12 protein-coding genes are annotated in these 12,806 nt (G+C 66.3%); 3 read left to right on the forward strand and 9 right to left on the reverse strand.

The features are described 5' to 3' along the window. The first annotated feature begins 90 nt into the window (after nt 1–90). Nucleotides 91–711 carry a GntR family transcriptional regulator gene (locus HV793_RS21585; protein WP_054450425.1) on the forward strand — a complete coding sequence of 207 codons (621 nt, stop codon included), beginning with the start codon at nt 91–93 and terminating at the stop codon, nt 709–711. Nucleotides 712–897: 186 nt separating this feature from the next. Beyond that, nucleotides 898–2,457 carry an ABC transporter substrate-binding protein gene (locus tag HV793_RS21590; RefSeq protein ID WP_082400659.1) on the forward strand — a complete coding sequence of 520 codons (1,560 nt, stop codon included), beginning with the start codon at nt 898–900 and terminating at the stop codon, nt 2,455–2,457. Nucleotides 2,458–2,502: 45 nt separating this feature from the next. Here the strand turns inward: HV793_RS21590 and HV793_RS21595 are convergent, their stop codons facing one another. The 9 genes from HV793_RS21595 to HV793_RS21635 form a co-directional block, all read right to left on the reverse strand. Next, nucleotides 2,503–3,498, reverse strand: a complete 996-nt coding sequence (locus HV793_RS21595) for a Bug family tripartite tricarboxylate transporter substrate binding protein (RefSeq protein WP_175213920.1) — start codon at nt 3,496–3,498, stop codon at nt 2,503–2,505. 43 nt (nt 3,499–3,541) lie between these two features. Then, the gene (locus HV793_RS21600) at nt 3,542–4,468 is read right to left on the reverse strand and encodes an allantoinase PuuE (protein WP_125473040.1); all 927 of its coding nucleotides are present in this window, start codon (nt 4,466–4,468) and stop codon (nt 3,542–3,544) included. Nucleotides 4,469–4,492: 24 nt separating this feature from the next. After that, nucleotides 4,493–4,990: an ureidoglycolate lyase gene (locus HV793_RS21605; RefSeq protein WP_225588993.1), complete on the reverse strand. Its 498-nt coding sequence runs from the start codon at nt 4,988–4,990 to the stop codon at nt 4,493–4,495. 1 nt (nt 4,991) lies between these two features. Beyond that, nucleotides 4,992–5,630 carry a GntR family transcriptional regulator gene (locus tag HV793_RS21610; protein ID WP_054450430.1) on the reverse strand — a complete coding sequence of 213 codons (639 nt, stop codon included), beginning with the start codon at nt 5,628–5,630 and terminating at the stop codon, nt 4,992–4,994. 594 nt (nt 5,631–6,224) lie between these two features. Continuing rightward, nucleotides 6,225–7,790: an ABC transporter substrate-binding protein gene (locus tag HV793_RS21615; RefSeq protein ID WP_175213921.1), complete on the reverse strand. Its 1,566-nt coding sequence runs from the start codon at nt 7,788–7,790 to the stop codon at nt 6,225–6,227. 36 nt (nt 7,791–7,826) lie between these two features. After that, nucleotides 7,827–8,963: a C45 family autoproteolytic acyltransferase/hydrolase gene (locus HV793_RS21620; protein WP_054451307.1), complete on the reverse strand. Its 1,137-nt coding sequence runs from the start codon at nt 8,961–8,963 to the stop codon at nt 7,827–7,829. A gap of 126 nt (nt 8,964–9,089) precedes the next feature. Continuing rightward, complete coding sequence (locus tag HV793_RS21625) at nt 9,090–9,854, reverse strand: polysaccharide deacetylase family protein (RefSeq protein WP_125473042.1); 765 nt, start codon at nt 9,852–9,854, stop codon at nt 9,090–9,092. Beyond that, on the reverse strand, nt 9,851–10,735 hold the full coding sequence (locus HV793_RS21630; RefSeq protein WP_175213922.1) for a polysaccharide deacetylase family protein: 885 nt from the start codon (nt 10,733–10,735) through the stop codon (nt 9,851–9,853). The genes HV793_RS21625 and HV793_RS21630 overlap by 4 nt, the downstream gene beginning before the upstream one ends. After that, nucleotides 10,735–11,748, reverse strand: a complete 1,014-nt coding sequence (locus tag HV793_RS21635; protein ID WP_175213923.1) for a Bug family tripartite tricarboxylate transporter substrate binding protein — start codon at nt 11,746–11,748, stop codon at nt 10,735–10,737. The genes HV793_RS21630 and HV793_RS21635 overlap by 1 nt, the downstream gene beginning before the upstream one ends. Nucleotides 11,749–12,007: 259 nt before the next feature. Between HV793_RS21635 and HV793_RS21640 the strand changes: the two genes are divergently transcribed. After that, nucleotides 12,008–12,778: an IclR family transcriptional regulator gene (locus HV793_RS21640; protein ID WP_082400661.1), complete on the forward strand. Its 771-nt coding sequence runs from the start codon at nt 12,008–12,010 to the stop codon at nt 12,776–12,778. Nucleotides 12,779–12,806: the final 28 nt, after the last annotated feature.

Genomic DNA, 12,806 nt, shown 5'->3' on the forward strand with positions numbered 1-12,806 from the left:
GGCCGGGTATCCCAGGGGGCGTCGGCGCCGTCCCCCAGGGATACTTACGCATAAAATACGCGCTTCGGATTTGATAGACGGGAGTGGTCCATGCCGAAAGCGGCAACGGCGCAACCCGGCCTGGTTGATCGCATCGCCCACGATATACAGGCGGGCGTTTACGGTCCCGGCGCCTGGCTGAAACAGATCGACCTGCAGGAACGCTACGACGCCAAGCGTCTGGACGTCCGGCGGGCGCTAGACCAATTGGCCGCCAAGCGGCTGATCGCGCACATCCCGAACCGGGGCTATCACGTCTATGCCATGGATCCGGACCAGCATCTGCAGATCCGCGACATCCGCATCCTGCTGGAAACGGGCGCGGCGGCGGACCTGATGCCCAACGTCACCGCGGGCAAAGTCAAGGCACTGCGCACCCTGGCCGAACGCTTCGCCAAGCTGTTGCAGGACGGCACGCTGCTGGAACAGTACGAGGTCAACCTGGCTTTCCACGCGGGCATGTACGACATGTGCCGCAATCGCGAACTGGTCGCGCTGATCCACGAAACGCGCGCCCGCGGCCCGGCGGCGCCAGCCAAGGAATGGGTGACGCGTTCGCGCATCGAGATCTCCGCGCGCGAGCATTTCGACATGGTGGACGCGCTGGAAGCCCGCGACGTCAAGCGTCTGCAAAAAATCATTGCCCAGCACGTGGGGCAGGACATCTCCTGACGCTGCCAGCGTGTCCCGCGCTGCACGCATGCGGCGGCCTTCGGAAAGAAGGCCGCCGTTTTTCATTCCGGCGGCGTCTTCAGGGATACCCCCGATAGCGGAGCGGCGCATTCCGCTCATAATGGGCAGCTAATTTTGGCGCCAATATATGCGTGAATTTTGCGCCGCACGCCGGGGAGTTTTTGCATGCACCACGTTTTCGTACCTAGAGCGCTCGCGCTCAGCCTGGCGCTGGCCGCCGCCGGTTCGGCCCAGGCCGCGCTGCTGACCATCGCCCAGCCCGCCGACATCCGCTCGACCAACCCCGGCGTCAACCGCGACAACACCACCGACGGCGTGGTGCTCAACATCGTGGAAGGTCTGGTCGGCTACCGCGAGAACGGCACTGTGGGTCCTCTGCTGGCGAAGTCGGTGGACCTGTCGGAAGACGGCCTGACCTACACCTTCAAGCTGCGCGACGGCGTCAAGTTTCACAACGGCGCCGCGCTGACCTCGGCCGACGTGATCTGGAGCTGGCAGCGCTACATGGATCCCAAGACGGACTGGCGCTGCCGCAGCGACTTCGACGGCCGCAACGGCCTGAAAGTGACGGACGTGTCCGCGCCCGACGCGCAGACCGTGGTGATGAAGGTGGACCGCAAGTCGGCCGTGTTCCTGGATTCGCTGGCCCGCACCGATTGCGGCATGACCGCCATCATCTCCAAGGATTCGGTCGCGGCCGACGGTTCCTGGATCAAGCCGGTGGGCACCGGCCCCTACATGTTCAAGGACTGGAAGCGCGGCGAATACACCTTGCTGACGGCCTACAAGGACTACGTCTCGCCCGCCGGCGACAAACCGGACGGCTACGTGGGGTCCAAGCGTCCGCTGGCCGACGAGGTCAAGTTTCTGGTGGTGCCGGATCCTTCCACTTCGAAGGCAGGCCTGCTGTCGGGCGCGATCGACGCCGCGCAGATCACCAACACCGACGTGGGCGAACTGAAGAACGCCAAGAACCTGACGGTGTTCAGCCCGCATGACGCGGTCAAGCACGTGCTGCTGTTCCAGACCGAGGATCCGGTCCTGAAGAATGTGAAGATCCGCCAGGCCATCGCCGCCTCGCTGGATATTCCGCAGGTCGTGGCCGCCGCCTCCGAAGGCCTGGGCCAGCTGAACAATTCCGCCGTCTACGCGGGGTCGGCTTATTACAAGGACGCGGAAAAGCGCGGCTACAAATACGATCCGGCCCGGGCGCAGCAATTGCTGAAGGAAGCCGGCTACAAGGGCGAACCCGTGGTCATCTACGCCAACAAGCGCGCCCACGTACCGAGCTATCAAGTCGCGGTGATCGCCCAGGCCATGATGCAGGCGGTGGGCATCAACGCCAAGATCGAGGTGCTGGAATGGGCCACGCAGTTGGACCGCTACAACACCGGCAAGTACCAGATCAGCTCGTTCTCGTTCTCTTCGCGCCTGGATCCGTCGCTGAGCTTCGAGCAATTTTCGGGCGACAAGGCCAAGCAGCCGCGCAAGGTCTGGGATGATCCGGCGGCGCAGAAGCTGATCGATGAGAGCTTTCTCGAATCCGATCCGGCCAGGCGCCAGGCGCTGTTCGACCAGCTGCACGCCCTGATGCTGGAACAGACCCCCATGCTGATGCTGTACAACGGCGCGGATGCATGGGCATCCAGCAAGCGCGTGGAAGGATTCTCGGTCTGGGAAGGCAAGCCGCGGGCCTGGGAAACCAAGGTCCGCGACGGCAAGTAAGACGCTTGACGGCGCCGGGCCGCGAGTGCGGCCCGGCCTGAATCGCTAGTCGAGCTTCACGCCCGCCTGCTTGATCACCGCGGCCCAATCGCGCACTTCATTGCCCAGGAACGCACTCAGCTCGGCCTGCGTGGACGGCGCCAGGATCAGGCCCTCGTCGGCAAAACGCTTGCGCAGCTCGGCGTTGGTCAGCACCTTCTCCAGCGCCGGCTGCAGGCGCTGCACCACTTCCGCCGGCACGCCTGCGGGCGCCATCAGGCTGTACCAAGTGGTGGCTTCCAGTCCCTTCACGCCTTGCGATGCGGCGGTCGTGACTTCGGGCAGGGCGGGCGACTTCTCGATACCCGTCACCGCCGCGGCGCCGACCCGGCCGCCCTTGTACTGCGGCAGCATTTCCACCACCTGCGTCACGCCCATGCTCAACTCGCCCGAGGCCACCGCCAGCAGCACGGGCGCGCTGCCCTTGTAGGGCACGTGCACCAGTTTCCCGCCCGTGGCCAGGTTCAGCACTTCACCGGTCAGGTGGGTGATGCTGCCCGCGCCGGAAGAGCCGAAGGTCAGCTTGCCCGGATCCTTGTTCGCCAGGGCGATCAGCTCGGGCAGGTTCTTCGCCTGCAGGCCCGGATTGACCGCGAATACCAGCGGGCTCTTGCCCACCAGCGTGATCGGCGTGAAGTCCTTGACCGGGTCGTAGTTCAGGTTCGGATACAGGCTGGGCGCGATGGCCAGCGTGGACACGTTGCCCAGCAGCAGCGTGTAGCCGTCGGGCTCCGCTCGCGCCACCGCATTGGTGCCGATGGTGCCGCCCGCGCCGGCGCGGTTTTCCACGATGACCTGCTTGCCCAGCGTGTCGTTCAACTGCTGCGACAGAGCACGCGCCAGGGTGTCGGCCGCGCCGCCGGGCGGGAAGGGCACGACGATGCGGATCGGTTTGCTGGGATAGGCCTTGGCTTGCGCCGCCGGGCTCAGGCCCAGCGCCAGCAACCCGGCCAGGGCCGTGGCCAGCAGGCCGCGGCGATTGATTTTCTGGTACTTCGACATGCTGCTCTCCTGATGAGAAAACGTGGGCGATGCAGAAAATGAATCAGCGCGCGGCGCCCTGGGCGGCCGGATGGTGCGCATGCCAGTGGCGCGCGATGTCGGCGCGCCGGCAGACCCAGACGTCGCCGTGCGCCGCCACGTGGTCCAGGAAGCGCGCCAGGCCCGCCGCGCGGCCCGGCTGGCCGACCAGGCGCAGATGCAGCCCCACGGACATCATCTTGGGAGCCGTGGCGCCTTCCTCGTACAGCATGTCGAACGCGTCGCGCAGGTACTCGAACAGGTCCTGCCCCGTGGCCATGCCGCCGCGGATGAACTTGGCGTCGTTGTTGGCCAGGCCGTAGGGCACCAGCAGATGAGGCTTGCCGGCAACTTCGGTCCAGTAGGGCAGCTCGTCGTTGTAGGTGTCGGAGTCGTAGAGAAAACCGCCTTCCTCGGCCAGCAGGGCGCGGGTGTTCAGGCTGGGGCCGTAGCGGCAATACCAGCCCAGCGGCCGCGAGCCCACCGTGCGGGTGATCGATTCCACGGTGCGGCGGATGCGCTCGCGTTCCTCTTCCAGCGTCAGGTTCTGGTGCCGTTCCCAGCGCCAGCCGTGCGCGCACACGTCATAGCCCGCCGCCTTGATGGCCTCGCAGACTTCCGGATTGCGTTCCAGCGCCAGGCCGCAGCCCAGTATCGTGGCCGCCATGCCGCGCTCCTGCAGCAGCCGGTGCACGCGCCAGAAGCCGATCCGGCTGCCATACTCGAACATCGACTCGGCCGCCAGGTCGCGCCCGGCGAAGCCGCCCGCGCCGCCCTCGGTCAGTCCGGTTTCGGATTCAGCGTCGCCGTCCGGCACCGAAGGCTCGCCGCCTTCCTCGTAGTTGATGCAGAGATTCAACGCCAGGCGCGCGCCGCCCGGCCAACGGGGATCGGGCGGGTTGGCGCCGTAGCCGACGAAATCGCGGCGCAAGTGGGGATGATCGGTAGTCATAGCGGGCTAGCCATCGGGATAGAGTCAATCGGAAATCGAAACCAGGGCGTGCGGAGCCGGCGCCTGCCAGAACTCGTCGTCATCGCCGCGGCCGGTCTGGCCCATCAGGACCAGGAACTCCGCCGGCCCCCGCAGCACGGTCAGGCCGTGATGCCAGGCGCCCACGCGGTAGCACACGCCCTGGCTGCCGGTTGCGAGAAACGCTTCCAGCCGCGCCATGTCGGGCAGGTCGTCGGCCCCGGTAGGCGCCACCACCACCAGATAGGGCGAGTCCGTCAGCGGCACGAAACTCTGCGCCGCATAGCGGTGGCGCTCCATCAGCCGGATCTCCACCGGCCCGGGCGGCGCCGCCTGCACCCGGCTGACCCAGCTGGCGTGCCGCACAACTTCGGGGCTGTGCCGCATGGGCTCGGTCAGATGGTGACGGCGCTCCGCGCCCTGGTGCGCGATCACTTCGCCATAAGGCGCGAAGGCCTCCGGCGTGAGCGGCCGCGGGCGGATCACGAGCGGGGAGACATCCATGTCACGCGCCATGGCTCAGATACCCCAGCGAATTCACGTAGCTGCGCCGCACGTTCTCCAGATGCGCCGCCATCGCCTGACGCGCCCGGGTCGATTCCCCCGACAGCAGCGCTTCCACAATCGCCAGATGTTCTTCCCGCGCCTGCACCTGCCGCTGCGGCAGCCGCTCCACATCGCACATCCGCACCTGCCGCCGCGTCGCCGTGATCATCGTCGCCAGATTCCGGTTGCCGCAATACGCCGCCACCAGATCGTGCAGCGCGTTGTCGACCTCCCAATCCGACTTCTCGTCCGGCGTCTTCGCATCCAGCAAAGCCTGCAGCCGCGCCCGCAGCCCTTCCAACGGCTCCGCCGGAATCCGCCCGGTCGCCATCGCCGCGGCTTCGCTCTCCAGCAGGCTGCGGATCTGCAGCAGCTCCAGCAGGTCCGTCACGCCAAACGAGCGCACCACGATGGACCCGTTGGACAGCCGCTCCAGCATCCCTTCACCCAACAACCGGTTCATGGCCGCGCGCAAAGGCGTGCGCGACACCTCCAGCTCATCCGCCAGTCGGCGTTCCTCCAACACTTCCCCCGCCGGAATCCGGCGCGAAACGATCTGGTCCAGCAGGGTTTGATAGGTGCGTTGCGTAGCGTTCATGTGTATTGCAGCGTAAGAAAAAGGCGCGGACGGCAGAGACTCCGAGTTGCCGTCCGGCGCAATGGACGAGAAGGTACCCCACTGGTATCCCAAAGAGATACCAGTAGTATCCCTAATAGGCCGGACTGATGCTGCCAGCCAATCTGAGAGGAGTGAGACGGGGAGAAGAAGAAAAAAGCGGAGGGAAAACTGCGGGGAGAGGAAACTGCGAGTAGAGAAAAAACAAGACCCACGCCAGCGCGCCAGCGCGCCAGCGCACACCGCCCCGACGCCCCACCACCACGTAAGCTGCTTGCGGCCGCCTGCGCGGCCGCAAGCGGCGGGCCCCGCAAACCTCGCCACTACCCACGGGTCTAACCGCGCAGCGAACCAAGAAACTCGTAGCCCGGCGGCGCGGGCCCTGAGGCTGCGAGCAACCTCGATGCGCCCGAGGGAATCGGAAGGAGCCGCCGCAGGCGGTGACGACGATGACGACGGGGCAGTCCGGAGCGAACGCTCCGGACCGCAATCGTGGGCGCGAGCAGCCTCAGGGCCCGCGCCGCCGGGCGACCTACGAAGACAACGAAGGCACCAACAAAGACAACAAAACCAACATCAAGGCGCCGAAACCCGCTCCACCTCCCAAGCCCGCGGCTTCTTGACCGCCCAAGGCTGATACCCCCTGATATCCGCCCGATAAGCCCCAATATCCAACCCGTTATACAAAGGAATACTAGGCACATCCGCCAGGAACAGCCTATGCAGCTGATCAAACGAAGCCTGCCGCTTCGCATGATCCGTATCCGACGACGCCGCCTCGATCAGCTTCAGCGCCTGCGGATTGTCCCAGACCTTGCGCGGCTGCTTCGCCTTGTCCCCCGTCACCATCTCGTAGTTCAGCGCCGCATCCAGCCGCGCCGAATAGGGGAACGTCATCATCTGGTAAGTGCCCGCGTTATAGCGGTCCAGCTGCGTCGCCCATTCCACCACCGACAACTGCGCCTTGATCCCCACCGCCTGCAGCATCGCCTGGATGATCACCGCCGAGTTGTACGACTGCGGATAGCGCTTGGTCGTCAGGATCGTCAGATCCTGCCCCTTGTAGCCCGCTTCGCCCAGCAGCTTCTGCGCCAGCGCCGGATCGTAGTTCCAGCCCTGCTTCTGCGCCGCGTCATAGTAGGGCGACACCAGCGGCACGATCGAATTGTTGGGCTGAGCCAGGCCTTCCGTCACCGCCGCCGCCAGTTGCTGGTAATCGATCGCGTGCGCCAGCGCCTGCCGCATCTTCGGATTGGCCAGCACCGGATCCTTGGTCTGCATCAGCAATGCCGTCATGCTCATCACCGGCGCATGCGCCACCTTGACGTTCGGCGTGCCTTGCAGCACCGGCACGTCGCTATTGGACACGTCCTCGATGATGTCGATGTTGCCGCGCTGCAGGGCCGCCTTGGCGGTGGAATCGTCCGGCACGATCAGGAAGCGCACCTCGTCCACCAGCGGCCGTTTCGATCCCGTATAACCGTCACGCTTGCCGTCCAGGTTCGAATAGCCCGCGAACTTCGTCAGCCGCACGTACTCGCCGCGCTTCCATTCCGCCAATTCGAACGGCCCGGTGCCGATGGGCTTGTCCCAGGAACCGTCCGCCCGCACCGAATCCTTGGACAGGATGCCAGTGCCGCCGCAGTCGGCGCGCGCCAGCGTCGCCAGGAACAGGCTGCTGGGCTTTTCGATGTGGTAGACCACGGTCTGCGCGTCCGGCGCTTCCACGCCCGTCACCTTGACCGTGCCGCGCCCGTCGAACTCGCTGGCGCAACGCCAGCCCGAATTGGCCGCGGTGTAATGCTGCCAGGTCCACAGCACGTCGGCCGACGTCATCGGCTTGCCGTTGTGGAACTTGATGCCTTCGCGCAGCTTGAAGGTATAGGTCTTGCCGTCCGGGCTGATATCCACCGACTTGGCCAGCAGCGGCCGCACCTCGGCGTCCTCGCCGTAGGCCACCAGGCCCTCGACGATGTGCAGCACCACCGCATCGCTGTTGCTGTCGCGGTTCACGCCGGGTTCGGTGGAGCGGATATCGGCCGTGAACGAAATGCGCAGCGGCGGGGCGGATTGCGCCCAGGCCGCGCCGGCCATGGAGCCCAGCGCCAGCGCAACCGCGGCTCTCAACAAATGGTTTTTCATCGATACGTTTTCCTGGGGTTGCGCGGGCGCGCCGCTTCAGGCGGCAGCCAGCAGTTCGGGTTCGGCGGTCAGGCTGTAGCGGGTGAAACTGCGGTTCAGCGCCGGCAGCGGCGCCACTTCCATCAGGCCGGCCTCGGGCTCCATGATCACCATCGCCACCGTGGCCGACAGATTGTCGTGGCTGCCGGGGCGCGGCGGACGGCACACGGAATAGGGCGCGCCGAAGTCATCGAACAGCGCGCGCTTCAAGTCTTCGCGCGTCAGCTTGGATTCCTCGTTCAGCAGGCGGCGCACGCGCCAGTCGCGGTAAGCGCTTTCCGGCGTGCTGGCGCGGCCCGTGTCGCGCAGCTTGCTCAGGGCCACTTCGCTGACCCAGTGGTTGGCGTGGACGATGAGATCGTCGCTGCCCGGGTAGATGGGGAAGGCTTCATCGGTGGTGCATTCGTAGTCGACGCCGAAGCCCGCCGCCATGCCGATCATGATGTTGTTCGAGCAGGACTTGGGCGTGGTCGCCACCGCCTTGATCGCCAGCGCGAAGTGTTCCTGTTCCAGCACCTTGCGGCGGATCAACGACAGCGGCACGCCCAGCTGGCGGAAGTCGCGGTCGGACTCCAGGTAGTTGGCGGTGATCGAGACGCCGGCGCTGTTCAGGCCGCTGCGCGCCAGTCCGCCCGCTTCGACGAAGGTCAGCATGTCGGGGCCGTTGTCGTTGCGCACGCGCAGCACGATGGCGGTCTCGGCGCATTCCGCGCGCCAGTCCCAGTTCTGCCCATGGATCAGGCGGCCGTTGGCCGAGCGGGTCGGCAGGATCAGCGCGCCGGTGCAGCCGTCGCCCGGCTCCAATTCGGCGGCCTTCTTCTTCTCGGCGCGGGCCTTGGCGATGACTTCGGTGCGCGCGTTCACCATCACGATGTCTTCGAAAGGCACGTCGGCGCCCGCGGCGATGCCGCGCATTTCTTCCAGGTAGTGCGGCGCGAAGTTCTCGATCTCGCGGGCGAAGCCATTGATCAGCTGGGTGCGCGCCATGGCGTCATAGCCCAGGTCGACCAGGGTCTGGCCGTACATCTTGGCGCTCTTGCGCACGCGGTCGGCGGCTTGCTGGCCATACGAGCGGCCGCGGGCCTCGGGCGCGCCCGAAACCGATACGAAGGGAAATTGGGTGATCTGGGTCATGGACTTGGGCGGCGCGCCGCGCCGCAATCTGGGGGTGGGAATTGGATGGCGAAAAAATGTTAGCTTATTTTGGCGCCAATATTGCTCAGGGTTTACCAGTGCAAGCACGCCATGGGCGTCTTGCGTTCAGCGCGTATGGGGGGAGGCGGCCAGCTCGGAGCAGGTCTTGAAGCTGGCGCCTGCGGCGCGGAAGCGCTCCAGCAATTGCTCGACTTTCACCAACCTGGCCGCGCGGCCGACGCCGTTGTCGGCGCGCGGATGCAGGGTCAGGCAGGCATAACCATCGGTCGCCAGCAGCGCATCGCCTTGCTCCACCCAGTGCGCATAGGCACGGTCCTGCGTCACGCGGCGGCTGAAATGGGTGGCGTCGCACAGGCCTTCGCTCCAGGGCAGCTCCACCATGCCGGGGCCGCCGTCCGCGTCCAGCGCGTAGGGGGCGTCGTCGTCGATGGCGCTGCTGTCGTAGCGATAGCCGAGCTGGTGGAGCAGCGGCACGGTATTGGCGGTAAACGCGCTGGCATAGCGAAAGCCTTGCGGGGCGGAGCCGGTCAGTTCGGCCAGCCGGTCGCGGGCCCGTTCCAGCACTTCGCCTTCGCGCTCGCCCAGCGCGGGCAGGTCTTCGTAGGCATTGCCGTGCGAGGCGGCCTCGTGGCCGTCGCGCAGGCTCTGCTCCAGCAGGCCGCGGCAGCGTTCGGCTTCGAATACCGGCCAGAACAGCGTGGCGCGGATGTCCTGGCGGCGCAGCATGTCCAGCACGCGCGCCAGGCCGCCGCCGTAGGTGTAGCGGCCATGCGCGTCGCGCCCGTGCAGCGAGGTTTCGGGCTGGGTCGCGGCTTCGGGGCCGATGCCCTGCACATTGATGGTGACCAGTACGGTTTTGTCGGCGCTCATGCGCTTCTCCAGGCGTCGGGGCGGGCCAGGCAGTGCCGCGCCAGCGCTTCCAGCGTCATGACGTGCACATCGGGTTGTGCGGCCAGATAGGCCAGGAAGCGGTCCAGCGCCGCGGCGCGGGCCGGCGTGCCGGAGCCGCCGGCGGCCTTGGGGTGTACGGTCAGGTGCACATAGCCTTCGGCTGCGCGCAGCGCCTCGAATTCCTGCACCCAGTTGTCATAGGCTTCCGCGGCGAGGCTGTGGCCCGAGAAGTAGAACGGATAGTCGTCCAGCGAGACCGTGTTGTTCGGCAGCATGATGAAGTCCGTCGTGTCCGCCGGCAGGTAGGGACGGTCCTGGTCCTTTTCGCTGGCGTCGTAGCAGTAACCCAGCCGCCGCAGCGCGGGCAGGGTGCGATGGCTCTTGCGGCCCGAGGGCGAGCACCAGCCCGCGGGCGTTACGCCCAGCTCGCGCTGGATGATGCGGTGGGTCTTTTCCAGCAGCGCGGGCTCGTCATCGCCCAGGTCCCAGGCTTCGTGCAGATAGCCGTGGGCGGCGATCTCGTGGCCCGCGTCCAGGATGTCGTGGAAGGTCGCCGGATAGTGCTCGACGTCATAGCCGCAGGCAAAGAACGTGGCCGGCATGCCGTGGCGCGCCAGGATCTCCAGATGCCGCGCCACGCCGCGGCGGATGGCATAGCGGCCCGCGGTGTGGGGACCGGCCGGGAACTGCTTGCGGCCGACCTCGACGGCGGGGCCGTCGACGTGGACGGTGACGCAGACCACCGCGCGCACCGGTGCGGCGCTCGCGGCGCGCAGGCCCTGCGCGCGCAGCTCGCGGTCCAGCGCCAGCCAGGGATTGGAGTGGGCGTCCACGGGGACGCCATAGGGTATGCGTTGCATCAGGTGGCCTTGATGTTGGCGCTCTTGATCAGCGTGCGCCACTTTTCGCTTTCGGTGGCGACGAATCGGCTTAGTTCTTGCGGGGTGCTGCCGTGCAGCTCCAGCCCGTTCTGCGTCAATTGCTCCAGGGCGGGCTGCTTGAGCGCGCTTTGCACGGCGCCATTGAGCGTCTGGATGATGGCGGCGGACGTGCCCGCGGGCGCGAACACGCCGTTCCAGCCTATGGCCTGATAGCCGGGAAAGCCCGATTCCGCCACGGTCGGCACGTCGGGCAGCGCCTGCGCGCGCTGCGCCGAGGTCACGGCCAGCGGGCGCGACTTGCCGCTGCGGATGAACTGCTGCTGGTTGATCACCACATCCATCAGGATCGGGAACTGTCCGCCCAGGAAGTCGTTGACCGCGGCTGCCGCGCCCTTGTACGGCACGCCGGGCAGGTCCAGGCCGGCCGTGGCCTTGAGCAGTTCCATGGCCAGGTGCGCAGAGCTGCCGTTCTGCGTGATGCCATAGAAGTACTTGCCCGGATTGGCCTTGATGATGGCGACCAGCTCCTGCAGCGTGCGCGCCGGAAACGACGGATGCACCACCAGCACGTTGTTGTAGTAGCAGACCATGGACACCGGTTCGAAGTCCTTGACCGGGTCATAGCCGATGTTCTCGTACAGGCTCTGGTTCACCGTGTGCGTACCGGTGGAGCCCAGCGCGATGGTGTAGCCGTCCGGCGCCGAACGCGCGGCCTGCTGGGTACCGATGTTGCCTGCGGCGCCACCCTTGTTGATGACGACCACGCTTTGTTTGAGCGCTTCGCCGATGCCCTGGGCCAGCGGACGCGCCACCAGGTCGGTGCCGCCGCCAGCGGGGAAGGGCACGATGAACTGGATGGCGCGTTCGGCCGGATAGCCGGCCGCCCAGGCGCGGCCGGGCCGCGCCAGCGCCGCGCTGGCCAAGGTGGCGGCCGAAGCCCCCAGGAAATGCCGGCGGCTGATGCCGCCCTTGGTGCCGCAAGACTGCTTCATGGATTTTCCCCTGATGTTTTCCGCAGGTGCAGTGGCGTGTTGGACGTCAATCTGCCCATTGCTTGAATATCATTATTCGATAAAAAATTATCTAATCCAATTAGTTTTTATCTATAAATGATAAAAAATAGAAAAACGATAGTTTGCGCCTGGAGGGAAATCAGGGTCTGGTAGTCAGCGCCTATGGCCCAGGCGCGCCGCGGGCATCCCTGTGATACGCTGCGCCCGATCCCGCGTTGTTCCCCGTCCCACGACCGCCATGTCCACCCTGAAGCGAGCCCTAGCGATACTTGACCTCTTCAGCCTGGAAACCCCGGTGCTGTCGGCGGAAGAGATCATTTCGCGCCTGTCGTATTCGGCGCCCACGGGCTACCGCTACATCCGCGACCTGACGGACCTGGGCTATCTGCTGCGCGTGACCGGCGAAGGCTACAAGCTGGGGCCGCGCATTATCGAACTGGACCACCTCATCATCGACGGCGATCCGGTGCTGGGCGTGGCGCGTCCGATCATGCGCGAGGTGGTGGATCAGGTGGGCGGCGACGTATTGCTCAGCGTGATCCACGGCCTGCGCATCCTGAACATCCACCACGAGCGCGGACCCGACGAACTGGGTATTCCGCACGGCCGCGGCCGCGCCCATCCGCTGTTCCGCGGCGCCACGGCCAAGACCATCGTGGCTTTCCTGCCGCGCAAGGATCAGCGCCGCCTGTACGAGGCCCATGCGGACGAGATCCGCGACCTGGGCCTGGGGGCGACTCAGGCCGAATTCACCGGCAAGCTGGACCGGATCCGGGTGCAGGGTTTTTATCTGGGAGTGGGCGAGATCTCGCCAGAACGGGCGGGCATCGCGGTGCCGGTGTTCCAGGAAGACCGGCGCGTGTTCGGCGCGCTGACCGTCACCTTTCTTGCGGCTCGGCTCAACACTATCGCGCAGGACAAGACCACGGCCTTGCTGCAGTCGGCCGCCCGCCGCATCGAATCGCTGGCGCTGGCCACGCGCATGAAGGAACAAGCCCCCGCGCCGTGAGCGCGAGGGCTTGCGTGCTGGTCCGCGT

Origin of the sequence: Achromobacter aegrifaciens, from assembly GCF_902859965.1 — a bacterium.
GTDB classification, from domain to species: Bacteria; Pseudomonadota; Gammaproteobacteria; order Burkholderiales; family Burkholderiaceae_B; genus Achromobacter; species Achromobacter aegrifaciens.